Source organism: Gordonia terrae (assembly GCF_001698225.1).
In the GTDB taxonomy this organism is placed as follows: Bacteria; Actinomycetota; Actinomycetes; order Mycobacteriales; family Mycobacteriaceae; genus Gordonia; species Gordonia terrae.
Window position 1 is genome coordinate 2,128,367 of the sequence record NZ_CP016594.1, and the last position, 25,164, is coordinate 2,153,530.

The 25,164-nt window shown below is 68.8% G+C and carries 26 protein-coding genes; 14 read left to right on the plus strand and 12 right to left on the minus strand.

What is annotated here, in order from left to right:
* Positions 1-2: 2 nt before the first annotated feature.
* Positions 3-650: an O-methyltransferase gene (locus BCM27_RS09675; protein ID WP_004020312.1), complete on the minus strand. Its 648-nt coding sequence runs from the start codon at positions 648-650 to the stop codon at positions 3-5.
* Between the two features lie 290 nt (positions 651-940).
* Here BCM27_RS09675 and sigE point away from each other — a divergent pair, with 290 nt between their 5' ends.
* The 4 genes from sigE to tatB all read left to right on the plus strand — a co-directional run bounded on the left by sigE (position 941) and on the right by tatB (position 4,368).
* Entirely contained in the window at positions 941-1,552 is a 612-nt protein-coding gene (gene sigE, locus BCM27_RS09680) for an RNA polymerase sigma factor SigE (RefSeq protein WP_004020313.1), read from the plus strand.
* A gap of 251 nt (positions 1,553-1,803) precedes the next feature.
* The gene (locus BCM27_RS09685) at positions 1,804-2,328 is read left to right on the plus strand and encodes a hypothetical protein (RefSeq protein WP_051987056.1); all 525 of its coding nucleotides are present in this window, start codon (positions 1,804-1,806) and stop codon (positions 2,326-2,328) included.
* Entirely contained in the window at positions 2,325-3,857 is a 1,533-nt protein-coding gene (locus tag BCM27_RS09690; RefSeq protein WP_004020315.1) for a S1C family serine protease, read from the plus strand. The genes BCM27_RS09685 and BCM27_RS09690 overlap by 4 nt, the downstream gene beginning before the upstream one ends.
* Before the next feature lie 31 nt (positions 3,858-3,888).
* Positions 3,889-4,368: a Sec-independent protein translocase protein TatB gene (tatB, locus tag BCM27_RS09695; protein ID WP_004020316.1), complete on the plus strand. Its 480-nt coding sequence runs from the start codon at positions 3,889-3,891 to the stop codon at positions 4,366-4,368.
* A gap of 9 nt (positions 4,369-4,377) precedes the next feature.
* Here tatB and BCM27_RS09700 read toward each other — a convergent pair whose 3' ends face one another.
* The 4 genes from BCM27_RS09700 to BCM27_RS09715 form a co-directional block, all read right to left on the minus strand.
* On the minus strand, positions 4,378-5,523 hold the full coding sequence (locus BCM27_RS09700; RefSeq protein ID WP_004020317.1) for an Mrp/NBP35 family ATP-binding protein: 1,146 nt from the start codon (positions 5,521-5,523) through the stop codon (positions 4,378-4,380).
* 58 nt (positions 5,524-5,581) lie between these two features.
* A complete protein-coding gene (locus BCM27_RS09705; RefSeq protein ID WP_004020318.1) occupies positions 5,582-6,706 on the minus strand; it encodes a lytic transglycosylase domain-containing protein in 1,125 nt (374 codons plus the stop codon).
* Positions 6,707-7,009: 303 nt separating this feature from the next.
* Positions 7,010-7,534: a DUF1003 domain-containing protein gene (locus BCM27_RS09710; RefSeq protein ID WP_004020319.1), complete on the minus strand. Its 525-nt coding sequence runs from the start codon at positions 7,532-7,534 to the stop codon at positions 7,010-7,012.
* The gene (locus tag BCM27_RS09715; protein ID WP_033205450.1) at positions 7,531-8,832 is read right to left on the minus strand and encodes a magnesium transporter MgtE N-terminal domain-containing protein; all 1,302 of its coding nucleotides are present in this window, start codon (positions 8,830-8,832) and stop codon (positions 7,531-7,533) included. Before BCM27_RS09715 ends, BCM27_RS09710 begins: the two co-directional genes overlap by 4 nt.
* A gap of 125 nt (positions 8,833-8,957) precedes the next feature.
* Here BCM27_RS09715 and BCM27_RS09720 point away from each other — a divergent pair, with 125 nt between their 5' ends.
* From BCM27_RS09720 to BCM27_RS09740, 5 genes are all read left to right on the plus strand, one after another.
* Positions 8,958-9,446 (plus strand): YflT domain-containing protein, encoded by a 489-nt coding sequence (locus BCM27_RS09720; RefSeq protein WP_004020321.1) that lies wholly within the window; start codon positions 8,958-8,960, stop codon positions 9,444-9,446.
* A 204-nt stretch (positions 9,447-9,650) separates the two neighbouring features.
* Positions 9,651-11,063 (plus strand): extracellular solute-binding protein, encoded by a 1,413-nt coding sequence (locus tag BCM27_RS09725; RefSeq protein ID WP_004020322.1) that lies wholly within the window; start codon positions 9,651-9,653, stop codon positions 11,061-11,063.
* On the plus strand, positions 11,060-12,280 hold the full coding sequence (locus BCM27_RS09730) for a sugar ABC transporter permease (protein ID WP_004020323.1): 1,221 nt from the start codon (positions 11,060-11,062) through the stop codon (positions 12,278-12,280). The genes BCM27_RS09725 and BCM27_RS09730 overlap by 4 nt, the downstream gene beginning before the upstream one ends.
* A gap of 4 nt (positions 12,281-12,284) precedes the next feature.
* Positions 12,285-13,115 carry a carbohydrate ABC transporter permease gene (locus tag BCM27_RS09735; RefSeq protein WP_004020325.1) on the plus strand — a complete coding sequence of 277 codons (831 nt, stop codon included), beginning with the start codon at positions 12,285-12,287 and terminating at the stop codon, positions 13,113-13,115.
* Between the two features lie 3 nt (positions 13,116-13,118).
* Complete coding sequence (locus BCM27_RS09740) at positions 13,119-14,294, plus strand: ABC transporter ATP-binding protein (RefSeq protein WP_004020327.1); 1,176 nt, start codon at positions 13,119-13,121, stop codon at positions 14,292-14,294.
* 22 nt (positions 14,295-14,316) lie between these two features.
* Here the strand turns inward: BCM27_RS09740 and BCM27_RS09745 are convergent, their stop codons facing one another.
* Positions 14,317-15,174 (minus strand): hypothetical protein, encoded by an 858-nt coding sequence (locus tag BCM27_RS09745; RefSeq protein WP_004020328.1) that lies wholly within the window; start codon positions 15,172-15,174, stop codon positions 14,317-14,319.
* Complete coding sequence (locus BCM27_RS09750; protein ID WP_004020329.1) at positions 15,164-15,853, minus strand: metallophosphoesterase family protein; 690 nt, start codon at positions 15,851-15,853, stop codon at positions 15,164-15,166. Before BCM27_RS09750 ends, BCM27_RS09745 begins: the two co-directional genes overlap by 11 nt.
* Before the next feature lie 58 nt (positions 15,854-15,911).
* On the opposite strand from BCM27_RS09750, the gene BCM27_RS09755 reads away from it, so the two are divergent.
* The 3 genes from BCM27_RS09755 (at position 15,912) to BCM27_RS09765 (ending at position 17,603) form a co-directional block, all read left to right on the plus strand.
* Positions 15,912-16,505, plus strand: coding sequence for a suppressor of fused domain protein (locus BCM27_RS09755; protein WP_004020330.1), 594 nt, complete (start codon positions 15,912-15,914; stop codon positions 16,503-16,505).
* A 181-nt stretch (positions 16,506-16,686) separates the two neighbouring features.
* Positions 16,687-17,403 carry a HemK2/MTQ2 family protein methyltransferase gene (locus BCM27_RS09760; protein ID WP_004020331.1) on the plus strand — a complete coding sequence of 239 codons (717 nt, stop codon included), beginning with the start codon at positions 16,687-16,689 and terminating at the stop codon, positions 17,401-17,403.
* Positions 17,400-17,603, plus strand: a complete 204-nt coding sequence (locus tag BCM27_RS09765; RefSeq protein WP_004020332.1) for a CDGSH iron-sulfur domain-containing protein — start codon at positions 17,400-17,402, stop codon at positions 17,601-17,603. Before BCM27_RS09760 ends, BCM27_RS09765 begins: the two co-directional genes overlap by 4 nt.
* Before the next feature lie 59 nt (positions 17,604-17,662).
* Here BCM27_RS09765 and BCM27_RS09770 read toward each other — a convergent pair whose 3' ends face one another.
* The 3 genes from BCM27_RS09770 to BCM27_RS09780 all read right to left on the minus strand — a co-directional run bounded on the left by BCM27_RS09770 (position 17,663) and on the right by BCM27_RS09780 (position 20,635).
* Positions 17,663-18,685 carry an iron-containing redox enzyme family protein gene (locus BCM27_RS09770; protein WP_033205447.1) on the minus strand — a complete coding sequence of 341 codons (1,023 nt, stop codon included), beginning with the start codon at positions 18,683-18,685 and terminating at the stop codon, positions 17,663-17,665.
* 155 nt (positions 18,686-18,840) lie between these two features.
* Positions 18,841-19,482, minus strand: coding sequence for an HhH-GDP family DNA glycosylase (locus BCM27_RS09775; protein WP_004020334.1), 642 nt, complete (start codon positions 19,480-19,482; stop codon positions 18,841-18,843).
* 67 nt (positions 19,483-19,549) lie between these two features.
* The gene (locus BCM27_RS09780; RefSeq protein ID WP_033205442.1) at positions 19,550-20,635 is read right to left on the minus strand and encodes a magnesium and cobalt transport protein CorA; all 1,086 of its coding nucleotides are present in this window, start codon (positions 20,633-20,635) and stop codon (positions 19,550-19,552) included.
* 64 nt (positions 20,636-20,699) lie between these two features.
* Here BCM27_RS09780 and BCM27_RS09785 point away from each other — a divergent pair, with 64 nt between their 5' ends.
* Complete coding sequence (locus BCM27_RS09785) at positions 20,700-21,677, plus strand: type 2 periplasmic-binding domain-containing protein (RefSeq protein ID WP_004020336.1); 978 nt, start codon at positions 20,700-20,702, stop codon at positions 21,675-21,677.
* Between the two features lie 261 nt (positions 21,678-21,938).
* Here BCM27_RS09785 and BCM27_RS09790 read toward each other — a convergent pair whose 3' ends face one another.
* Together BCM27_RS09790 and BCM27_RS09795 are read right to left on the minus strand one after the other, a co-directional pair.
* A complete protein-coding gene (locus tag BCM27_RS09790) occupies positions 21,939-22,769 on the minus strand; it encodes an SDR family NAD(P)-dependent oxidoreductase (RefSeq protein WP_004020337.1) in 831 nt (276 codons plus the stop codon).
* A gap of 29 nt (positions 22,770-22,798) precedes the next feature.
* A complete protein-coding gene (locus BCM27_RS09795; protein WP_004020338.1) occupies positions 22,799-24,361 on the minus strand; it encodes a flavin-containing monooxygenase in 1,563 nt (520 codons plus the stop codon).
* 217 nt (positions 24,362-24,578) lie between these two features.
* On the opposite strand from BCM27_RS09795, the gene BCM27_RS09800 reads away from it, so the two are divergent.
* On the plus strand, positions 24,579-25,163 hold the full coding sequence (locus BCM27_RS09800; RefSeq protein ID WP_231896026.1) for a TetR/AcrR family transcriptional regulator: 585 nt from the start codon (positions 24,579-24,581) through the stop codon (positions 25,161-25,163).
* Position 25,164 lies beyond the last annotated feature (1 nt).

A 25,164-nucleotide genomic window follows, 5' to 3' on the forward strand; every position in this document is an offset into this window, starting at 1 on the left:
GCCTAGCGGATCTTCGCGGCGGCGAGCACTCCGGGCCCCAACGGGATGACCACCGGCAACAGTTGCTCGTCGTCGGCGATCAGCAGTGCCGCCTCGCGGGCGGCCGCCGTCGGCGGCTCGGTACGGGCGGGATCGCCGACCGTGCCGTCGGCGGTGGCGTTGTGGACGACCACCACCCCACCCGGGCGGAGCATCCGGACCGCCTCACGGACGAATCGGGGCAGGTCGAGCAGGGGCCCGTCGACGAAGACCAGATCGTAGGACGCATCGGACAACCGCGGCAGGACCTCGACGGGGGTGCCGTTGATGAGCCGGGTACGACCGGGGGCGATGTCGGCGCCGGCGAAGGACGCCCGTGCGGCCCGGTGGTGTTCGGGTTCGGGGTCGATGGTGGTCAGCACGCCCTCGGTCGACATGCCGTTGAGCAACCAGAGGCCGCTCACCCCGGTGCCGGTCCCGATCTCCACGACGGCATGTGCGTCGGCTGTCCGGGCGAGCAGGGCAAGCAAGGCGCCGACCGCCGGGGAGACCGGCGTCGCGCCCAGTTCCTCGGCGCGGGCGCGGGCGGCGATGACGGCGTCGTCCTCGACGATGGCCGACTCGGCGTAGGCGATCAGGTCGGGGCGCGCGGACGGCGTTGACTCGGTCACGCGTCGAGGTTAGTCCGAGCCCGCGGCCGAGCCGGACGCGGCACGCCAGACCTGCACGAATCCGCTCGCAACCGGACGGCCGACGCATCCTCAGGCAACACTCAGGCGCCTCATACGGCGGCCACACTCGGATAGGAGAGGGTGAGAGCTGTTCCGGTTGGGACAGTTCCCGGGAGGTCGGTGTGAACGCCCGGCAGTTCGGGAATACCCAACCGGAGTCACCTGTTCGACTTCGGTGAGTGCTTGGGTCACCGGGTGCGTGTTCACGAGAGAGGAACCGACCACCGACCATGATCGATCCCCGCGAATCCGCCGATGCCGTGCCCGCGGGCACCGCAGGTTTCGACGCCACCGGCGATGAACTGCTCATGCCGTCCTGGGACGACCTGGTACGCGAACACGCCGACCGCGTCTACCGTCTGGCCTATCGCCTGTCGGGCAATCAGCACGACGCCGAGGACCTCACGCAGGAGACCTTCATCCGGGTCTTCCGCTCGCTGTCGAACTACCGTCCCGGCACATTCGAAGGCTGGTTGCACCGCATCACCACCAACCTGTTCCTCGACATGGTCCGCCGCCGCAGCAAGATCCGCATGGAGGCGTTGCCCGAGGAGTACGACCGCGTGCCGGCCGACACCCCCGATCCGCAACAGATCTTCGACGCGACGAATCTCGACCCCGACCTGCAGCGCGCCCTGGACACGCTGGCGCCCGACTTCCGCGCCGCCGTGGTCTTGTGTGACATCGAAGGGCTGTCCTACGAGGAGATCTCGGCGACGCTCGGCGTCAAGCTGGGTACCGTGCGCAGCCGCATCCACCGCGGCCGGCAGAGCATCCGCGACGCCCTCGCGGCACAGGGCCACACGAGCAGCCGGTCGGTCGCGATCGGCTCGCATTCCTGAGTTCGGTGTAGCGCCGCCGCGCGTCCCGGGAACCCTGCTCCGCCCAGCTTCGTTGTGAGTCTCGGATAAGCTGAGATGTTGCCTGTGCCGCTGCGCACAATGCCGACGACGTCCCCGGTCCGCCGAGGAGTGCGCGTTCGGCCGACGGCATCGGATGCCGCCGGTCGGTACCGTGGCAGAAGAGCAGCAGGCCCAGTGGCAACAGAGGATTCATCGTGCGGCGGTTTCGTCGTGGAGAGGGGTGAACGACGATGATGGACGGCGATCGCGGGCGTCCGACCGGGAGTGGCGGTGTCGAACCACCTACCCCCAACCTCCGTCGTCGGCGGTCTTCCTGGACTCCCAGCAGGTGGAACACCTGGAGTCCGGCTCCCTCGTCATTCCTGCCCAATCGGGGCTACCGTGCGCCGGGAACGGCCGGCGGGCGCGGCTTCGCACCCACCGAGCACCTGGCCCCCGAGGCGGTCGCGGCCTTCGTAGACGGTGAACTCGGCATGTCCGCGCACGCGCGCGCCGCTCACCACCTCGCGCTGTGCCACGAGTGCGTGGCGGCAGTGGAGGCGCAGTCCCTGGCCCGCACCCGTCTGCGCGAGTCCGGCCGCGTGTCGATCCCGGACTCCCTGCTCGGCCAGCTCTCCCAGATCCCCACCCGCGAGATCGACATGACCTCCGGACGACCCCGCCCGACGGAGTTCGGGCCGACGGTGTCGCCCGACGCGCCGACCGACGGCATCCCCGCGGCCCGTGGCCGCGCCTTCCGCCGCCGGGGCCGGTGAACGTGGCCCCCAACGCCGATTCTCCCGACGCCGATTCTCCCGATCCCGGTGACGCGCAGTTCGCGCGTCGGGCCGAACCGCCCGAGTCGCAACGGCTGACGCCGTCGAGGCCGCGGCACGCACCCGTCTCGCCGTCGACCGCGCAGGTGTTCGGCCGGCCGTCGGGTGTGCGTGGTTCGTTCGCCACCTCAACGGACGGTCGGTCGCCCGAGCCCCAGGTCGCGGCCCCGGACCCGGTCCTCGCCGAGGCCTTCGGTCGGCCGGTGGGGTCGACCGAGACCCTGCAGCGGGATCCGCTCGCGACCTACGGTCAGACCGAACAGCCCCGGACGCCGGACGACCCGTGGCGCGACCCGGAGAGTCCGGCCCGGCTCGACGCACCTGCGCTGGCCACCGGGGCACCGGAGACCCCCACAGACGCCGGTCCGAAACTCGGCGTTCGCGACATCCTGCTCGGCAAGCGCCTCAGCTGGGTGGCCCTGGCGACGCTCGCGGTGATCGCCTTGCTCATCGGACTCGTCGGCGGCCTGATGGGCCGGTACACCGCGGAAGTGGCCGCGCCGCTCACCAGCGACACGGTCGAGCTGTCCACCGACGACACCGGCGGCGACGCCGGGCCGCGGTCGTCGGTTGCCGAGGTGGCCCGCGCCGTGGAGAAGTCGGTCGTCGCGATCGACGTCCGCGCCGCCGGTGCCTATGCGACCGGGTCGGGATTCGTCATCGACAAAGAGGGTTACATCCTCACCAACAATCACGTGATCTCGATGGCCGCGAACGACAAGAGCGCCAAACTCGAGGTCGTCTTCTTCGATCGCCAGCGCGTCCCGGCGCGGATCGTCGGACGCGATCCCAAGACGGACCTGGCGGTGCTGAAGGTCGACAATGTCGAGAACCCGACGGTGTCGGTCCTCGGCAGTTCCGGCGACCTCCAGATCGGTGAAGAGGTCGTCGCCTTCGGATCGCCGCTCGGACTGAACCGAACCGTGACCAGCGGCATCGTCAGCGCGACCGATCGTGCCGTGGCGCTGACCCCCGATGCGGAGTCCGACACCGACGCGGTGATCGACGCCATCCAGACCGACGCCGCGATCAACCCGGGCAACTCCGGAGGCCCCCTGGTCAACGCCGAGGCCCAGGTGGTCGGGATCAACACCGCGGGACGCCTCGGCGCAGGCGGCGGCAACATCGGGCTCGGTTTCGCGATCCCGATCGACGAGGCCAAGCCCATCGCGGAAGCGCTGATCCGTGACGGCCGCGTCAACCATCCGCAGATCGGGGTCAACGCGAGTTCGGTCCGCAACGAACGGGTCCTCGGAGCGCAGGTCCGCAACGTCGTGGCCGGCAGTCCTGCCGAACGGGCGGGGGTTCGCGAGAACGACGTGATCACCTCGTTCAACAACCGCCCCATCGAGAGCGCCGACGAGTTGAACGTCGCGATCCGGACCGCGAACATCGGTGAATCCGTCCCGTTCCAGTACTGGCGGGCGGGTCGGACGTTCAGCGGTACCATCACACCGGCGAGCGACTAACCACACCAGCGCACAAGTCAGGACGAGGCACATGTTCAGCAGCATCGGATGGGGCGAGATCGCGATCCTGGTGGTCGCGGCGCTGGTCATCCTCGGCCCCGAACGCCTCCCCGGTGCCGTCTCGTGGACGATGCAGTCGCTCAAGAAGGTCCGCGAATATGCGACCGGTGCGAGCGCTCAGCTCAAGGACGAGCTCGGTCCCGAGTTCGACGATCTGCGCAAACCGCTGGCCGATCTGAACGAGCTCCGGGGTATGACGCCGCGTTCCATCGTCACGAAACATCTTCTCGACGGCGACGATTCGCTGTTCCGTCTGAACGAGAGCGCGACGACGGTCAATCGGAACACCACCCCGGCGGCGCCGGAGATCAAGCCCGTCTCGGCGCCGCTGTCGTTCGAGAAGCAGGATTCCGCCGACAGGTCCGACTCCGCGACGGGCAACCGCGCCGCTCCGGACCGCTCGCCGCGCACGGGGTCGCGTCCCGCCGCAGCGGACTGGGACGCGACCTAGGCGAACCGGTCAGGCGTTCCGGATGGTGTCGAGTCCCAGACTCATCCCGGCCAGACCGCGCTTGCGCGCCGCCAGCTTGCCGGCGATCGCGCGCAGTGCGGACCCCGAGGCCGATTCCGGCGCCGACAGCACGACCGGGACCCCGGCATCGCCACCTTCGCGCAGGGCGGTCTCGAGCGGCACCTGACCGAGCAGGTCGACCTGAGCGCCCACGGCACGCGTGAGGCGTTGTGCCACCTGCTCACCGCCGCCGGACCCGAACGGTTCCATGCGGCTGCCGTCGGGCAGTTCCAGCCACGACATGTTCTCCACGACACCGAGGATCTTCTGGCGCGTCTGCAGGGCGATGGCCCCGGCGCGCTCGGCGACCTCGGCCGCGGCCTGCTGCGGGGTCGTCACAACCAGGATCTCCGCACCCGGGATGAGCTGGGCGATGGAGATGGCGACGTCGCCGGTGCCCGGCGGCAGGTCGAGGAGCAACACGTCGAGGTCGCCCCAGTACACATCCGCGAGGAACTGCTGGAGAGCGCGATGGAGCATCGGGCCACGCCACGTCACCGGGGTGTTCCCGTCGGTGAACTGTCCGATGGAGATGAAGCGGACCCCGTGGTTGATCGGCGGCATGATCATGCGCTCCACCTGGGTGGGCTTGGCGTCGCTGCCGAGCATGCGGGGAACCGAGTGACCGTAGATGTCGGCATCGAGGACGCCGACGCTGAGCCCGCGCTCGGCGAGTGCTGTCGCGAGGTTGACGGTGACACTCGACTTGCCGACGCCGCCCTTGCCCGACGCCACCGCATAGACGCGGGTGAGCGAACCGGGTTGGGCGAACGGGATGACCGGTTCGGCCTTGTCCCCCCGGAGCTTCTTGCGTAGTTCGGTTCGCTGCTCGTCGTCCATCACGTCGAGTTCGACGCGGATCGCGCCGACGCCCGGGACGTCGGCCACGGCTGTCTCCACGCGCTGCGAGATCTCGGTGCGCATCGGACAGCCCGACGTCGTGAGGTATACGCCGACGTCGACACTCGCGTCGTCGTTGACCGTGACCGACTTGACCATCCCGATGTCGGTGATCGGCTTGCCGATCTCGGGATCCTTGACCTTGCCCAGAGCGGCGCGAACTGCCGATTCCGTGGGCGCGACTCCTGTTGTCATCTGGTCCAGACTACCGGCGGCACCGACGACGCCCGGCGGAGGTCCTCCGATCGCGGTGTCAGCGAACCGGAACCGGCGCGCCGGAAGCGCCCGGCCGGTTCGGTCCGGCGTTGCCCGCCGGGGCCTGCTTGGTGGCCGGAGCGTCCTTCTTGGTCGGCGGGGGTGCGGGCTGGCCCGGGAACAGCGGCGGGATCGACGGCAGGCAGACGATGATGCACGGCTGCGGCGGCGGGCTCGGCCGGCGCGAGGAGGACGACGAGGACGACTCGGACCCGGGTGTGCTCGGCGTGCTCGGCTTGCTGGACTTGCTCGAACTGCTCGACGGCTTGCGCTTCATCTCCGGGATGGGGTTCGTCGGCATCACGCCTGTCGCATACGCCCCGGCCCAGCCGAGCACGTTCGCGACGTACTCCATCGAGCGGTTGTAGCGCAGCACCGCCGAGACCCGGGTGCGCTCGTTCATGATGTCGGTGACACCGGCGCACAGGTACCGGCCGGCCGAGTAGGTGGCGTCGAAGATGTTGTTCGGGTCGGGTTTCCCGTCCCCGTTGGCGTCGGAGCCCCACGCGGCCCATGTGCTCGGGATGAACTGCATCGGGCCCATGGCGCGGTCGTGTCCGGCGTCGCCGTCGATGCGCCCGCCGTCGGTGTCCTTGATGACGGCGTTGCCGGCGAGGGAGCCGTCGAGGACCGGGCCGGCGATCGGATTGATGGTCGTACCGTACTGATCGACCGAGCCGTTGCTCGCGTGATTGGACTCGATCCGGCCGATGCCGGCGAGCAGGAACCACGGGAGCTTGCACTGGGGGCTCTCGGCCGCGACGCGGTTCGCGGCCAGCTTGTAGGCCTGGAGGACCACGCCGGGGATTCCCAGCGGACCCGACGGGAGATCGGTGGCGAGCCGGAACTGTGGTGCCGGCAGGGCGGTCGCGGGCTTCTCCGGCGGAGGCGCGAAGCCGAGCAGGGCGACCGGTGAGCCGGCGACGACCTCGGCCAGCACCACGGGGGCAGCCGGTTCGGTGACGGGTGCGGCGACGGTGCCACCGGAGGCGCTCGATGTCGCGGTGCCCAGCACCAGCGCACCGACCAGGCCACCACCCACGGCGAGAGTCGCGGCGCGGCGCGGGAAAGAGGACGGACGACGCGGTCCGCGGCGGCGGCGAACGATGTCGAGAGGCCTCATCGACCGCTCCCGTCGCCCGACACGGCCCCGGGACGCTGCCCGGTCATGTCCACTCCGTTGTCAACACACACATCTGCCCCCGAGAACGTGGCGATCACCACCCGCGGCCCGGTTCGAGAGCCGCTCGCATGGATGCACCGGACGAATCCGTCGTGTCGTGGTCGACACCGGGATCCGGTCCGAACTGTGACCCACCATACATATGGGTCTGACGTCCCAGACACGAACTCCACTATTGGTGTCAGTGAACCCATCGCGCCGACGGGCTCTGGTTGTCACGTCGGGGCCGGTGCACTCCGAAGATCAGCGCGAGCGGTCGCGCGGACCCGTACCGGCGGGCGGCTCGTCGTCGGACGTGGCGCCGAGTCGTTCGGTGAGTTCGTCGAGCAGGTCGTCGAGTTCCTTGCGCAGGTAGTCGCGCGTCACGGTGTCACCGACCGCGAGCCGGACGGCGGCGAGCTCACGTGCGAGGAACTCGGTGTCCGCCTTCGTCTGGGCGGACCGCAGCCGGTCCTCTTCGAGCGAGACTCGGTCACGGTTCTCCTGCCGGTTCTGGGCCAGGAGGATCAGCGGGGCCGCGTACGCCGCCTGGGTGGAGAACGCGAGGTTGAGCAGGATGAACGGGTACGGGTCCCATCTGATCGACACCGCGACCAGGTTGAGCGCGATCCACACGATCACGACGACCGTCTGGATCGCCAGATAGCGCCCGGTGCCCAGGAACCTGGCGACCCGCTCGCTGTACATCCCGACGACGTCGGAGTCGAGATTGAACGAGATCGTGCGACGGGTGCTGGGGGTGTCGAGTTTGCGTCCCGGTTCGCTCATCGGATGACGTCTCCGACGGGCTCGACGGCGTCCTCGGGCTCGGTCTCGCGCCAGTCGCGCGGCAGGATCTCGTCGAGGAGGTCGTCGACACTCACCGCGCCGAGCAGGTGCCCGGCCTCGTCCACGACGGGTCCACAGACCAGGTTGTAGGTCGCGAAGTATCTCGTCATCGTCTCCAGGGAGTCCTCGGGGTGGAGTTGGACGAGGTCGGTGTCCAGGATGCCGCCGACGAGATGGGCGGGGGGCTCCCGGAGCAGGGCCTGCAGGTGTACGCACCCGAGGTACTTCCCGGTCGGCGTCGCCGTCGGCGGGCGGACGACGAACACCAGGCTCGCCGCGGCGGGCGTGAGGTCGGGATTGCGGACGCGGGCGAGCGCCTCGGCGATGGTCGTCGACGGGGTCACCACGATGGGCTCGGAGGTCATCACACCGCCGGCGGTGTCGGGGGAGTGGAGCAGCAGGCGTCGGAGCGGTTCGGACTCGACGGGGTCCATCTCCTCCAGGAACGCCTCGGCCTCGGTGTCGGGCAGTTCGCCGAGCAGATCGGCCGCGTCGTCGGGGTCCATCGCCTCGAGGATGTCGACGGCGCGGTCGCGACCGAGCGCGGCGAGCACCTCTTTCTGATCGTCGGGCGGTAATTCCTGCAGCACGTCGGCGAGCCGTTCGTCATCCAGGGCCAAGGCGATCTCGTCGCGCCGTTTCGCGGGCAGTTCGCGCAGGGCGTTGGCGACGTCGGCCGGCCGCATGCCCTCGAACTGCAACAACGCCTGTGCCACTCCCTGTCCCGGGAGGTTCAATGCGCTCTGGGTGATGCCCTGCACGCTGGACCACTCCACGACCTGGGTCTCGTGGCGGCGTCGGAGACCGCGGCGGCCTGCGCGGATTGCGACGCGGGAGACGACCCAGTCGCGGGTCCGGGTCTTCTCGATGCCGAGGTCGATCACCGTCACGTCGGCGTCGGCGAGTTCGGGTAGGTCCGGATCGACGACCCGGACGTGGGTGTCGAGAACCTGCCCGATGGCCAGCGCCTCGCCGGGCCGCAGGTGGAGCCGGCGGAGGCTGACGGTACCGGTGTTGAGGGCAACGGCCTGCGGCTCGATCGCCGTCACGCGCAGCATGGGAACGAAAATCCTACGCCGGGTGGTCAATTCGACCGCCAGACCGAGGACGCGCGGTTGTTGTCCGGACATGCGGATCGAGATCACCACGTCGCGGACGCGACCGATCGATTCACCGTCGGGACCAAGGACGGCCAACCCGACTAATCTGGCCACGAACACCTTGCTCACCGACGACATGGGAGTAAGGGTAGTGCCATCGGGTTCCGTGGAGGCCGACGGCAGACACCGAACGCCCACCGGTGGGAGACGAGTCTCACGGTCGAGTCCCACCGCAGCAGTCGCACAACAGGGAAGGCCCCGACATGACCAATCCCATGCGCCCGAGCCGCGAGACGCCGGGCCTGCCCACCCCGCCGAAGGGCTGGCCGATCGGTTCCTACGGAACCTACGCCGAGGCCCAACGCGCGGTGGATTTCCTCTCCGACGAGAACTTCACCGTGCAGGACGTCACCATCGTGGGCGTCGATCTCATGCAGGTCGAACGAGTCATCGGCCGGTTGACATGGGGCAAGGTGGTCGGCGGCGGGCTGGTGTCCGGTGCCTGGCTCGGCTTCTTCTTCGGCTGCCTGGTGGCGCTCGTGTTCACCGGTTCGCCCATCGCGCCCATCCTCGTGGGCATCGTCGGCGGCATGGTCTTCGGTGTGATCTCCGCGACCATTCCGTACGCGGCCACGCGCGGCCAGCGTGATTTCGCCTCGACGATGCAACTCGTCGCGGGACGCTATGACGTGCTGTGCGACCCGAAAAGCGCAGAGAGGGCACGCGACATGCTCACCCGTCTGACCTTCTGAGCCGACGTCTCCCGCTCGGACACGGTGGGATCACAATCGCTCGCGGAGTGGCACGCCCATGCCGAATGTGTTGCATGTCACGAATCCTCACGTATAGCGTTGCACTTCGGACGCTCACGGCGGAGCACCTGGTGCGCCCGCCGCGTACGACATCGAGGAGGCTGCGTGCGGAGCAGGGTCAGGACTGACGGATCTACCAGACGCGTGAGACGGAAGGTCCTCGCCGCGGCGGTGGCAGCGGCGGCCATGCTGCCCGTGCTGTCCGCATGCGGCTCGGGATATGAAGCGGGCGTACTCAATTTCTATCCGCCGGCCGACGGCGCGGACACCTTCGCCGAGATCGGCGACAAGTGCTCGGCCGATTCCGGCGGGGCGTACAAGGTCGTGACGACTCCGCTGCCCAAGGGCGCCGACGATCAGCGTCTGCAGCTCGCACGGCGCCTCGCGGGCAACGACAGCGGTCTGGACCTGATGGGTATGGACGTCGTGTGGACGGCCGAATTCGCCGACGCGGGCTGGATGGTGCCGGTGCCCGACGACATGGCGGCGGAGATCTCGGCACGCACCCTGGGCGGCCCGCTCGACACCGCGGTGTGGAAAACCGACGACGACGAGCGTGAACGGCTCTACGCCATCCCGTTCTCCACCAACACCCAATTGCTGTGGTACCGGCCGGATGTCCTCGCCGAGGACGTCGACCGACGCCGCCCGGCGTCGACGTGGAACGGCATGCTCGAGGACGCGCTCGTCAGCGGACGCAACGGCGGCCCGACCTACATCATGGTGCAGGGCAGGCAATACGAGGGCCTGATGGTGTGGTTCAACTCGGTGCTCGCGAGTGCCGGCGGCCAGATCGTCGATCCGCAGGACCCCGACAAGGTCACCCTGAACGACACCCCTGAACACCGCGCCGCCACGGTGCGCGCCCTGGAGACCCTCAAGCGCGTGGCGACCGCACCGGGGGCCGATCCCTCGCTGACCAACTCCGACGAGGGCGCCGCGCGACTCGGGATGGAGAGCGGAGAGGCTCTGTATCAGGTCAACTGGCCGTTCGTCTTCGCCGGCATGCGCGAGAACGCCGTCGCCGGAAGCGTCGCCTTCCTCGACCTCACCCAGTACGCGAACCTCTACGCCGACACCGCGAACCCGCCGACGGCGGCGCAGGTCGTCCCGCTGAACCGGGAGATGCGGCGGGTCTTCGACTTCGCGCCCTACCCGGGCTTCGAGGGACTCCCCACGAAGACGACCCTGGGCGGGATCAACATCGCCGTCGCCAGCACCTCGAAGCAGCAGGATCTCGCCTTCCAGGCCGCGGAGTGCATCACCAGCGAGGCGTCGCAGAAGGCGTTCTCGTTCAGCGCCGGACCGCCGCCGGTCATCGAATCCATCTACGACGACGCCGATTTCCGGCTCGCCTACCCGATGGCCGACGAGATCAAGCGGCAGCTCGAACCCGAACACGCCGCGCTGCGCCCGAAGTCGCCCGATTACCAGGCGATCTCGACGCTGCTGCAGGCCAAGTTGAGTCCGGTCGGCGCCTGGGAGCCGGAGGCTCTCGTCGACGAACTCGCCGAAGCGGTCCAGAAGGCCATCGACGGGGAAGGGCTGATCCCGTGAGCGACAACACGACACCCGGAGACGACGAACGGACCGGCGACCGGCCGGGCCGTGATGTTTCGGGCGACGACGCGCGGTTCCGCGCCGGACGTCATGCCCTGCCCGACGACGCCCCGCCGCAGACCGGCCCGATCCCGATCGTCGGTGACACGCCGCCGGTGCAATCCGACCAGGTGTGGACCCCGCCGCCGGGCGGACGGCACGACGCCGCGCCGGTGAGCGGTCCGGCGGGCGCACCCGCTCCGGCCGCCGGTCCGGCTGCTGCCACCGCAGCCGGCACGACGGCGGTCGCCGAGCGTCCGCGAGCCGACGACGCACCGGCCGCACCGCGCAAGCGCAGCGAGGGCAAGGCCGCCGAGCGCCGACTGGCCTTCTGGCTCGTCGCGCCGGCCGCGCTCATGATGATCCTGGTCACCGGTTACCCGATCGTGTACGCGGTCTGGTTGTCGCTGAACAAGATGAGCCTCTCGGCGCCCGGCGAACGCGAGTTCGTGTGGTTCGCCAACTACGCGACCGTCCTCACCGACAACTATTGGTGGACCGCCTTCGGTGTCACGGTCGGCATCACGGTCGTGTCGGTGATCATCGAGCTCGTTCTCGGCATGGCCATCGCGCTCGTGATGCATCGAACGATCTTCGGGCGCGGCACGATTCGTACCGTCGTCCTCATCCCGTACGGCATCGTGACGGTGGCAGCGGCGTTCTCGTGGTACTACGCCTGGACACCCGGCACCGGATATCTCGCGAATCTGCTGCCCGACGGCAGTGCTCCCTTGACCGAGCAATGGCCCTCACTGGCGATCATCGTCCTGGCCGAGGTCTGGAAGACGACCCCGTTCATGGCCCTGCTGCTGCTGGCCGGACTCGCGCTCGTGCCGGACGACCTCCTCAAGGCGGCCCAGGTGGACGGTGCCGGAGCGTGGACGAGGCTGTGGCGCATCATCCTCCCGCTGATGAAGCCGGCGATCCTGGTGGCGCTGCTGTTCCGCACACTCGACGCGTTCCGCGTTTTCGACAACATCTATGTCCTCACCAGCGGGTCCAACAACACCTACTCGGTGTCGATGCTGGGTTACGACAATCTGTTCGGCGCCTTCAATCTCGGCGTCGGTTCGGCGATCTCGATCCTGATCTTCATCTGCGTCGCGATCATCGCGTTCGTGTTCATCAAGGGGTTCGGCACCGCCGCACCGGGTTCCGACGACGAGGGGAGGTAAGCCGTTGAATACGAGCGGAAAGTCCAAGGCCTGGTGGTCGATCGCCAACATCCTGGTGATCCTGTACGCGCTCATCCCACTGCTGTGGATCATCAGTCTGTCGTTCAAACCGGCAGGTAGCGTGACCGACGGGCGATTCTGGCCCAGTGAGTTCACACTCGACAACTACAAGAACATCTTCGAGACGAGCGCATTCACCTCGGCGCTCATCAACTCGATCGGTGTCGGACTCATCACGACGGTCATCGCGGTGATCCTCGGGACGATGGCGGCCTATGCGGTGGCGCGCCTGGACTTCCCGGGCAAGAAGCTCCTGATCGGCGCCGCCCTGCTGATCGCGATGTTCCCCCAGATCTCGCTGGTGACCCCGTTGTTCAACATCGAGCGACGACTCGGCTTGTTCGACACCTGGCCCGGCCTGATCCTGCCCTACATCACGTTCGCGCTGCCGCTGGCGATCTACACCCTGTCCGCCTTCTTCCGCGAGATCCCGTGGGAGCTGGAGAAGGCCGCCAAGATGGACGGCGCCACGCCGTGGCAGGCCTTCCGCAAGGTCATCGCACCCCTCGCGGCGCCCGGCGTCGTGACCGCGGCGATCCTGGTGTTCATCTTCGCCTGGAACGACCTGCTCCTGGCGTTGTCCCTGACGTCGACCGAACGGGCGATCACCGCACCGGTGGCGATCGCGAACTTCACCGGCAGTTCGCAATTCGAGGAACCGACCGGGTCGATCTCGGCCGCCGCGGTGGTCATCACCATCCCCATCATCATCTTCGTGCTCTTCTTCCAACGTCGAATCGTGGCCGGCCTGACCTCCGGCGCCGTGAAGGGATAACCCATGGCAGACATCGTTCTGGACAACGTCTCCAAGCAGTATCCCGATGGCTCGACGGCCGTACACGGGGTCGACATCGAGATCGCCGACGGCGAATTCGTGATCCTGGTGGGCCCGTCGGGCTGCGGCAAGTCGACGACGCTCAACATGATCGCGGGCCTCGAGGACATCTCGGGGGGTGAACTGCGGATCGGCGGCGAGCGCGTCAACGAGCGCGCGCCGAAGGACCGCGACATCGCGATGGTGTTCCAGAGTTACGCGCTGTACCCCCACATGTCGGTCCGCGAGAACATCGCCTTCCCGCTGACCCTCGCGAAGATGCCGAAGGATCAGGTGGCCGCGAAGGTCGACGAGGCCGCGCGCATCCTCGACCTCGGGCAGTACCTCGACCGCAAGCCCGCGAACCTCTCCGGTGGTCAGCGGCAGCGCGTCGCGATGGGACGCGCGATCGTGCGGTCGCCCAAGGCGTTCCTGATGGACGAGCCACTGTCGAACCTCGATGCGAAGCTGCGCGTGCAGATGCGCACCGAGATCTCGCAGCTGCAGCAGCGTCTGGGCACCACCACGGTCTACGTGACCCACGACCAGACCGAGGCCATGACCCTCGGCGACCGCGTGGTCGTCCTGCGCGGCGGGTACGTGCAGCAGATCGGCACACCGCAAGAGCTGTACAACAATCCGACCAATGTGTTCGTGGCCGGCTTCATCGGTTCGCCCGCGATGAACTTCCTGTCCGGTCGCCTCGGCTCCGACGGCATCGAGACCGCGATCGGCACGATCTCGCTCGACGACCACCGTGCGGTGGTGTCGCGTGCCGGCGACGTCGGCAGCGGCGGGGACGTGCTGATCGGCATCCGCCCGGAGCATCTCGAGGACGCGTCGCTCGTCGATTCGACGACCCGCGGTCAGGGGGCGACGTTCACCGCGAACATCGATGTCCTCGAGTCGATGGGGTCGGACATCTACGCCTACTTCAGCGTCGGCTCGAGCCGGGCGTCGAGCGATGCCCTCGCGGAGCTGTCCGCCGACTCCGGAACCGATCTCGGCGGCAACCAGCTCATCGCACGACTGTCCCCGGACTCGAAGGTCACCCGCGGCAGTTCGGCCGAACTGTTCTACGACGCCTCGAAGATCGCGGTGTTCGATCAGAGCTCGGGAGCATCGCTGCGGGTTCGCTGAGCCGCGTCCTCCCGGCGGTGGGTCACCGCTTGCGCCGCCGGGAGTGGTCGAGCAGCTCGTCGAAGACGTGCTCGTCCCAGATGTGCCTGCGCACGAGGCGATAACGCTCGCAGGCGACCCACATGTACAGCTCGGCGTCGCTCTCGAGGTCGGGTCGGATACCCGCGCGCCGGGCCATCCGCACGACCGGCAGGAACTCCTCACCGAACCAGCGCCGGGCGGTCTCGGCGCGGCTGAGGAACTCGCCGATCTCCTGGCTCAGACGGAATCCCCAGGCCTCGACGTTCTCGGCGAGTTCGGCGTAGTCGAACGGGAAGCTGAGCCGGATGGCGTCGGCCTGGGCGCCCTCGAGCGGTACGCGCGACAAGAACAGCCGACGATGGTCCTTGAGGACCAGATCGGATGTCCCGGTGATGCCGTCGGGGGAGATGCGCGTGTGGATGAGGGTGACGTAGGCGTCGATCGTGGCCCAGTTCCGCGCGATCGCGATGGACACGCGGTGGTGGCCGTCGATGACGAAGTGCATGGACCCGATCCGGTAGAGCTGCACCGGTGGCACCGACTCGCCGCGTCGTTGCGCTGCGGCCAGGCGCTGCCAGCGTTCACGCCCACGCGACGAGGTGGGCCGGAAGTAACGGTCGAAGTCCTTCGTCCGGTCGACGCTGCCGACGATCGAGGACACCTCGACCACCTGGAGCCCGAGTGAGGTCTCGCCGGTTCGGCCGAGCGCGGCGACCACTTCGTCGAACGGCAGGATGGTGTTCACGTCGGCCGGCTGACGCATGAACCACTGCGCGAGACGTGCTCGTTCGGCCTGGCGCCGCAGCCGGGCGAAATCGTTCTCGGCGTCGGCGTCGGGAAAACCGGTGTCACGCGCCATATCTGCGCCTCACGATCTCGACGTCCCGGGTCACGGGATCGATGTCGAACTGACAGAACCCGACGACGTTCATCGACGTCGTCGACGACCCGATGGGCAGATCCGCCGGCCGTTCGCCGTAGGGATGGACATGCCCGTGGATCAGCAGCGCGGGCTGCAGCGACCGCACCAGCGGATGGAAACAGTCGAAACCCCGGTGGGGGAGATCGTCCCGGTCGCCGACGCCGCGCGCCGGGCTGTGGGTGAGCAGGATGTCGGCGCCCCGTGGCGGCGACAGGGCGGCGGTGCACCGCAGGCGGAGCGAGCGCAGCCGCTGCTGGGTGTCGGTGTACTGGTTGGTGCCCCCGTTGTACCGGCGGCTGCCGCCCAGACCGCTGATGCGGAGCCCGGCGACCGAGACGGTCCGACCATCGGCGTTGACCGCACCGCAGGGGCCGGGGTCCTCGACCGGGAGGCCTGCGCGGGTCCAGCCGGTCCGGCCGCGCCGGTACCCGCGTAGGTCGCGGTCGTGGTTGCCGGGGACGAACACGCACGGCGAGTCGCACAGCGACGACAGGATCTCGAGGTATTCGAACGGCAGGTCGCCGGCGCCGAGGATGAGGTCGGGACGGGATTCGATCCCCACGCCGAAGGTGAGGGAATCCACCACCTCGTCGGCGACCGCCAGAACCCGGACCATTGCTCCAGGCTAGAGGAGCGCCCCGGACCCGCGCGCGGGAGTCGGTAGCCTGTCGGGTGTGAGCGAAGCCGTGACAGAGGTCGTCGGACGATTCCTGGAAGACCGGCTGGGGGAGACGCCGCAGCGGGCGTCGGTGACGTTCCTGGGCGTTGAGCCGATCGACGTCCTGCGGTTCGCGGCCGCCGATACCGGTGATCGCCCCACGGTGGTCTACGTGACGTCGGGGTGTGCGCGGCATCCGATGTCCGATCCCACCGACCTGCACGCGGATCCGGTCCGCGGACCCCGTGCCGAGCTCGTCGTGCGCATGTCGTCGGGGACACCGCTGCCGGGCCTGCACAAACGGATGGCGACGCTGGCGGCCGCGCCGGCCGTCGAGGGCCTGATCATCGCCGCCGACGCACTCGTCGATCTCGGCGAACCCCTCTGGGACGGTTCCCCGTTCACCGCGGTACTGCTCGAGGCCGACGAACTCGGCATCGTCGAACTGCCCGAACCGATGGACCCGGTCACCATGCTCCGGGCCATCCCGATCACCGCCAACGAGGCCGCCTGGGTGCGGCTGAAGGGGGCCGACGCGCTGCGGGAGGCGTGGCGGGAGGCGGGTATCGACGTGACCAGGCCCGACCGGGCGTCGGCAACTCCGGCCTGAGACCTCTCGAGGGGTTCCGGCCTCCTGGTGAATCGCGGGCGAACACATGCGTTCCGAGGTTTCGGAACGTATGACAGAGGGAACGTCTGAGCATCGAGAGCACGGCTGGTCTGAGAAGGTGAGGGCGCATGGAGTCACGGGGAGCAGGGACCATCGGCACGACAGACGGGCGGTGCCACGCGTGACCCTCACATCATCGTCGCTGCCCACGACGACCGCCCCCCGGCCCGAGCTCGATGTCTATCTGCCGCAGCAGGACACCCAGTTGCTGATCGACACCCTGCGCTCCCGCGGCGTCGCGGGAGCCCGCGTCCTCGACCTGTGCACCGGCAGCGGCGCCATCGCCATCGCGGCGGCCCGGGCGGGTGCGACCGAGGTGACCGCGGTGGACGCGTCCGCCGAGGCGGTTGCGTATGCGCGACAGGCGGCGGCCGAGGCCGGGGTGCGCATCGAGGTGGCCCACGGCGACCTCCGCCGTCATCGGGGCCGGTACGACGTCGTCACCTGTAACCCGCCGTACGTACCGACCCCGCCGGAATCCGAGGCGGCCCTGCATCCGGCCGGACCTTCGCACGCATGGGACGCCGGCCTCGACGGCCGGGCCGTCCTCGACCCGCTGTGCGCGCACGTTCCGGACCTGCTGGTGCCCGGCGGCACCCTCGTGCTCGTCCATTCGGAATTCGCCGACGAGGAGGCCTCGCTGCGTGCCCTCCGTGCCGGTGGCCTGACCGCCGAGGTGGTGGCCGAACGGGTCATCCCGTTCGGCCCGGTTCTCTCGGCGCGTGCGGGCTGGATGGAGGAGATCGGGATGCTCGAGCGCAACCGCCGCATCGAGCGACTGGTCGCGATCGTCGCGGTCGCGCCCGGCGAATCCGGTCCGGCGGGTGGGTCGGCGTGAGCGGCGACGCCAAGCGCAACGCGGTGCGGGTGATCCGCGGTGGTCCGGTGCTCGTCTCCGGACCCGTCGACATCGAACTCCCGGACGGCGCGAAGGTCGAATCGGACCGGTTCATGGTCGCCGTGTGCGCCTGCGGGCGCAGCAAGACCTACCCGCTGTGCGACACCAGCCACCGCAAGAAGCGTCGCCGGACGGACTGACGCCCCGAACGAGCGGGCGTCCCCGGATCGCGGCGTCTCACCGCGCGCGGTGTCGGATGTCAGATGCCGGGGAAGGCGCTCTCGCCGCGCTCCCAGGAGGACAGGACATGACGGTCGAGCGCGTCCTCGACGAACAGGAAGGCGCGGATCCCGAAGATCACGTCGGCCTCGGTGTCCGGTTCGCTGCGGATGAGATCACCCACGACGTCGGTGCGCAGGATCTGCTCGTGAACCGCGTCGGCCTCGACGTGTTCGCGGTAGAAACGTCGGCAGGCCTCCGGCGCATCGAGCTGCTCCAGGCCGGCGAGCAGGCGCTGGGATCCGGGGGGCGAGGTGATCTCGGTGGCCGCCAGATGGCCGACCGCGGCACCCCGGTACCGGCGATGAAGTCCGAACAGTGACATCAGGTTGACCGGCGTCAGCGCGACGCCGGGCACGGTGTCGAGGTACCCGAGGTAATCGGCGCGGAGGTCCGAGGCCCGCAGCAGGTCGGCGAAGAGTTCCTGATGGACGGCGTCGCCGCGGCCACCGCCGAACTCGTCGAACTCGACCGCGACGAAGGCGGCTTTCGCGTGGCCCCGGAGACGCGGGATCGCCCACGCGTGCGGGTCGGCCTCTTTCAGGTGATAGAGCGAGCGCATCGCGAACAGCTGGCGGTACTGCTCCCACGTGCCGGCGTCGCGGAGTCGGTACGAGGCACCGTCGCCGTCGGGGTTCTCGATGCAGAGCTCGTCCATCTCGTGGTCGGCGGAGTCCTCGGCGGCCGCCGCCGGCACGTCGCGGTGCAGGGCAGCGAGGAACGAACGCTCGAGCGCCGCCCGGATCGTGAGCAGCGCGGGATTCCATTCCCACTCGGTGGCGGCATCGACGAAGCCAACGTAGTGCATCTCGTAGCAGAGGTAGAGGGCGAGCTGCAGGTCATCGCCGTACGGGTCGGCGTCGTCGACCGGCAACTCGGGGATCGACGCTGATGCGGGGTCACCCCGGAGGAGATCGATGACGGTGGCCGACAGAGGTCCGCGCGCACCCGGCAACAGCGGTCGCCGGAAGGTCGTGTCGTGCTCCGTCGAAACGTCGACCATCGGGTCAGCTGACACCTGTGCGTCCTCCTGTCGTCTCCGGGCGTCCGGCACGGCCGAGCGCGGACTCTCCCGGATAACCGATTCGGGCACGGGACAAACCTCGGCGCTGGCGAGACGGTCGTGATCGTCGTCCCAGCATAGGCCCCGCGATCGGATCAGCTGATCTCCGCGCGCAGCGACTTGTCCAGCGAGACGCGGACCAGCGCGGCCGCCAGGGCCTCCGGACGTCCGTCCGCGAGGTCGGCGAGCCGTCCCGGATCGTCGGGTAGCCCGAGGTCGCGGGCCGCGGCCAGTGCGCGTGTGTCGAAATACGGTGTCGCCCACTCCCACACCGACTGGACCTCGCGCAGGAAGATGTCGGCCCCGACCGGGCCGATACCGGTGAACCCCTGGAGCAGTTCTGCCGCGCGGCCGGGGTCGGAGCCGGCATCGTCGGCGAGACGACGCAGATCACCGTGATACTCGTCGAGGACCCTCTGAGCTGCCTCGCCGAGACGGGTGGCCGTGCTCTCGTCGTACCGGACGTAGTGGCCCCGACCCAGGGCGTCGACGAGGCTCTGCCACTCGGCTCGGGCCATCTTCTCCGGCGTGCGAAAACCGGCCGCGAACAGTTCGCGTGCGGCCGCGACGGCGATGTCCGCGGAGATCCTGGTGCTGAGGAGCAGGGCGAGGACCAGCAGCTCGAACAGCGGGGATGGGGTGTTCTTCAGTGTGATGCCTGCGTCGTCGGCATAGGTACGGCCGGCCCGGTCGAGCAGGATGCGCGCCGTGTCGCGGGCGTGGTTGGTGCGGGTCATCGCGAACGACTACCCGTCGTGTCGGCTGGGCAATCCCCCGGTCGGGCGTCTGGTCACGCGGGGGTGATCACAACCAGTGACTGCGACGGAACACCACGAACAGGCCGGCGCAGAGCGCGACCAGGCAGCCGAGTACCACGGGATAACCCCATTCCTGGTGGAGCTCGGGCATGTGGTCGAAGTTCATGCCGTAGATGCCGGCGACCATGGTGGGTACCGCCGCGATCGCGACCCAGGCCGAGATCTTGCGCATGTCGGTCGACTGTTGGATGCCGACCTTGGCGGCCGCGGCCTGCAGGAGCGAGGTCAGCAGTTCGTCGTACTCGAGAACGCGATCGATGACGGTGGTGAGATGGTCGCTGACATCCCGGAACTGCCGTCGGATCTCTTTGGGCACCAAGGGGTTACCGCTCGCTGTCAAACTCTGCAGCGGTGTCGCGAGCGGTGTCACCGCGCGCCGTAGTTCGAGCACTTCGCGACGCAGGAGATAGACCGGGTCGATGTCGAGCGAGTGACCCTGTCGGCCGAAGACGACCTCCTCGATGGCCGCGACGTCGACGTCCATCCGCTCCGTGACCGCAAGGTAGCTGTCGACCACCTTGTCGGCGACAGCGTGCAGGACCGCGGTCGGACCGAGGGCGAGGCGATCGGGATGGGCTTCCAGGCGGCGGCGCAGCTCCGACAGTTCGGTGTGCTCGCCGTGCCGCACGGTCAGGACGAAATCCGGTCCGGCGAAGACCATGATCTCGCCGGTCTCGACGACCTCGCTCGCCTTGGCCATCGTCTCGTGCTCGACGTACTGCACGGTCCGCAACACCAGGAACTGGGTGTCGTCGTACACCTCGAGTTTCGGTCGTTGATGTGCGTGTACCGCGTCCTCGACCACGAGCTCGTGCAGCCCGAACGTGGCACCGACATCGGCCATCTGCGCGTCGTCGGGGGCATGGAGACCGACCCACACGAAGCCCTCGCCTGCAGCGCGCACCCGCGCGAGACCCTCGGTGTAGCTGACGCGCCCCGGCTGCCGGTGACCGTCGATGTAGACGGCGCAGTCCACGATCGCACGCGCCACCGGGACGCGGATCTGCGGGAGCGGTCGGCGGTCGCGGCGCGGTGACAACCCGCGCGGACCGGGCCGGGGGAGCGAGGGCACGGCTGCCGATCTTACCCGGGCGCCTCGTTCGATCCCCAGGCTCCGCTGCAGATACGGTGGCGGGGTGCCTGAACGTCTTGTCCGCAAACGTCTCGTCACGGTGGCCGGCCTCCTCGTCGTCCTGGCGGTGGTGCTCGCCGGCTGCGCCGACGATCCGTCGACCCCGCCGCGCGGGCTGGTGATCGGATCGTCGGACGAACCGGCGATGCGGGTGATGGCCGAGGTGTACGCGGGGGCGCTGCGCAACGCGGGCTCGGTGGTGTCCGCCGACCAGCTCCGCGGGGACATGCCGACGCTGCTGGACGAGATGGATCGAGCCGAACTCGATCTCTTCCCGGGCTTCACCGGGGAATTGCTGACGATGCTCTCCCCGTCGTCGTCCGCGATCGGCGCCGAAGACGTCTACCGCGACCTCAATCGCTCACTGCCGCAGGGAGTTTCGGTGGGGGACGAGACTCCGGTGTCGGCGGCCCCACAGATCTTCGTGTCGACGACCCTCGCTGGGGACGTCGGCGCCACCGGTCTCGCGGACTGTGCCCGGCTGCCCGCGGGCCTGCCGGTCGCCGCTCTCGGTCAACCGGACGCGGCCACCATGCGGGCCTTCGCCGATGCGGGGTGCGCGTTCGGTCCGGTCGAACTCGTCGCTTCCTCCGAGGACGTGCTCCGCCGCGCCGCAGGCGGCACGGCGGTCGGCCTGCTGACGCCGCTCGAGATCGCCGGGGAAGACGCCGACGGCACGTCATCGGAGGTGCAGGCGCTCCGGACGTCGCAGGGGGGCGGCGACACCGCGGACAGCCCCGGCACCCCGGCCACCGACGCCCGGCCCGCGGGCGCCGAGCAGGCCGATCAGACCGGTCCGCGGGCGGAAGTACTCGTACCGGTGTTCCGGTCCGCGGCGCTGAACCGCGACCAGGTCAAGGCGATGAACAAGGTGGCAGGTGAGATCACCACCGCCGACCTCGCCACCATGTCCGCAGAGGTCGACGGCGGGTCGGACCCACGCGAGGTCGCCCTCGCCTGGCTGGGCGAACACGGCCTGTAGACCGAGACACGACAACGCCGTGTACTTGCGGCCCGCTCGCTCCGCTCCCGGCGCCGGGTAGCTGCGGCCCGCTCGCTTCGCTCCCGGCGCCGTGTCCATGCGGCCCGCTCGCTCCGCTCCCGGCGCCGTGTCCATGCGGCCCGCTCGCTCCGCTCCCGGCGCCGGGACGCCAACACGCCCCGACCGCGTGTTGGTGCCACGGCGTCGCCGCAACCCTTCGGCCCGCTCGCTCCGCTCCCGGCGCCGTGTGTCCGGCTGGTGTCAGCCGGCCTTCGACAGCGCCCAACCGGTCAGCTTCGCCGACACCCACTGGTACTTCGACGCGACGAGGCGCACTGCGAGATCGAGGACCTTGGCGTCGGTGCCTACCAGGATGCGCGCCTTGTTCTTGCGCACGCCCTCGATGATCACGTCCGCGGCGTCCTCGCTCGTCATACGGGCGAGGTAGCGATCGAACAGTGCGGCCGTGGCCTTCTGGTCGTGGTCGCCGGACACGGTCGCGTTGCGGGCGATCGCGGTCTTGATGCCGCCGGGGTGCACACAGGACACCTGCACCGGATGCTTGGCGACGATCATCTCCTGGCGCAGCGCCTCGGTGAACCCGCGCACCGCGAACTTCGCGGAGTTGTAGGCGGCCTGTCCCGGTTCGGCGAGCAATCCGAACAGCGACGACGTGTTCACGATGTGCCCGTCGCCGGAGGCGATCAGGTGCGGCAGAAATGCCTTGGTGCCGTTGACGACTCCCCAGTAGTCGACGTCCATCACCCGTTCGATGTCCTTGAACTCGGTGCGCTCGATCTCGCCGTGGTGAGCGATACCCGCGTTGTTGAACACGACGTTGACCACGCCGAAGTGCTCGGCAACGGTGTCGGCGTAGGTGAGCACGGCTTCGCGCTCGGCGACGTTGAGCAGCTGCGAGTGGACCTCTGCGCCCGCCTCTTTCACCAGCTTCTCGGTGACGGCCAGACCGTCGGGGGTGACATCGGAGATGGCCAGCCGCGCACCGCGACGTGCCAGCTTGACCGCGATGTCACGGCCCATTCCCGAACCGGCTCCGGTGATCACGACGACCTTGCCGCGAAAGTCCTTCATGTCTTGTCTCCTGTGGTGGGTTCGGTCGGTCAGGCGTTGGCGGTGGCGGGCGCGGCGACGTCCTCGCCCGTGGCGGAACCGGCCGGTGCCGCGGGTGCGACGGGGCGCCGGGCGCCGCGGGTCACATCGTAGGCGGCGACGTCGAAGGACCGGGTCGTCTGCCGGAAGGCGAAGGTGAAGCCGGGCCACAGCGTCGTGATGTTGCCATTGGCGTCCTTGTACCAGGAGGCACATCCGCCGTTCACCCACACGCTGTTGCGCAACTTGTGCTGGATGCCGGCGTTGAACTCCTGCTGAGCGGAGAGTTTCACCTCGGTCCGCGTGATCCCTTGGGCACGAGAGGTTTTCAGGTAGTCGACGAGGTAGTTGAGCTGCGACTCGATCATGTACACCATCGAGGTGTGGCCCAGTCCGGTTGACGGACCGACCATCAGCATCATGTTCGGGAAGCCGTGGACGAACGAACCCTTGTAGCCCTGCATGCCGATCTCGTTCCACACCTGCGCGAGGCTGCGGCCGTCCTTGCCGATGATCTTCTCGAACACCGGGGAGTCGGTGACGTGGAATCCGGTGGCGACGACGATCACGTCGACCTCGCGCACGGTGCCGTCCCGCGACACGATCCCGGTCGGCGTGATCCGGTCGATGCCGTCGGTCACGAGGTCGACGTTGGGTCGGGCGAGGGCCGGGTACCAGTCGTTGGAGCGCAGGATTCGCTTGCAGCCCACCTGGAACGTCGGGGTGGCCTTGCGACGCAGTTCGGCGTCGCGGCCGATACCGCGCAGGATGTTGGCGCGGCAGAGCAACTCGACGGGCTTGAGCGCCTTGGGCGAGTAGGTGAGGCCGAATGCGACGACCTCGTTGGCGGCGTAGATCCCGCCGCGGACCGCGGACTGGTAACCCGGGACGTTCTTGTAGGCCCAGTGTTCGACCGAGCTGTACGCCCGCTCGGTGCGCGGGACGATCCACGGTGCGGTGCGCTGGTAGACGTCCAGCCGGCCGGCGACCTTGGCGACCTCGGGGACCAGCTGAATGGCCGATGCGCCGGTGCCGATCACCGCGACGCGCTGGCCGCCGAAGTCGTGGTCGTTGTCCCAGCGGGCGGAGTGCACGATCTTGCCCTCGAAGGACTCGATGCCCTCGATGTCCGGGAGGTTGGGCTCACACAGCGGGCCGACACCGCCGACGAGGACCCGCGCACGCACCTGGTCGGTCTTCCCGTCCTGCAGCGTGTCGATGATCCACCGGCCCTCGTCCTCGTTCCACTCGGTCCGGGTCACCTCGGTGCCGAAGCGGGCCTTGGCGGCGATGCCGAACCTGTCGGCGACCCCGTTGATGTAGTCGTGGATCTCGGGCTGGTGCGAGTACGACCGCGACCAGGTGGGATTCTTCGCGAACGAGAAGGAGTAGAGCTGCGAGGGCACGTCGCACGCAGCGCCGGGGTAGGTGTTGTCACGCCAGGTCCCGCCGAAGTCGCGGCCGCGATCGAGGAGGACGAAGTCGTCGAAGCCGTTCTGCTTGAGGCGGACCGCGGCGCCCAGACCCGAGAAGCCGGCACCGATGATGGCGATCTCTACATCGTTCGTTGTCATGGTGTCACCATAGGGTGGTACTGAACACGTGTCAATAGCTATTGAACAAGACTCAATAGGAGTAGGCTGGCCGGGTGGCCAGAGTACGAGGAAGTGAACCGTGTCGGTGGTGAACGCCAAAGGGGTGAACGCCAAGGGGATCAACGACAGGGGGATCAACGACAAGTCGATCGACGCCCAGGGCGGTGACCGGCGCACCCCGCACAAGCGCACGCGGATGAGTCCCGAGGCGCGACGCGACCAGCTGATCGAATACGGCCTCGCCATGGTCGGGGACCGGCCGCTCGAGGAGATCACCATCGATGCGATTGCCGATGCCGCCGGGGTGTCCCGGGCGCTGCTGTTCCACTACTTCGCCTCGAAGCAGGAGTTCCACGTCGCGATCGCGCAGGCGCAGGCGGACCGGATGCTCGCCCGCACCGAGCCCGATGCGTCCCTGGGCGATCCGATAGCGATCCTCTCGGCCTCGATGGCCGCGTTCGTCGACTACGTGAGCGAGAACCGCACCGCCTACACCGCGTTGATCCGTGGTGCCTCCAGCTCCGACGCGGCGATGCGGGAGGTCTTCGACCGGACCCGAGAGGTGATGGTCGCCCGGGTGCTCGACCACGCGCCGGTTTTCGGGGTCGAGGTGACCCCGGTCGTGGTGATGAGCGTGCACGGCTGGATCGCCTTCGTCGAGGAGACGACGATCCGCTGGCTCACCGCCGAGACGCCCGATGCCGGGACGATCACCCGGGACGAACTGCTCGCCCTGATCACCGCCGCGCTGCCGGCCCTCGCGGCGGCGACCATCGGGTAGG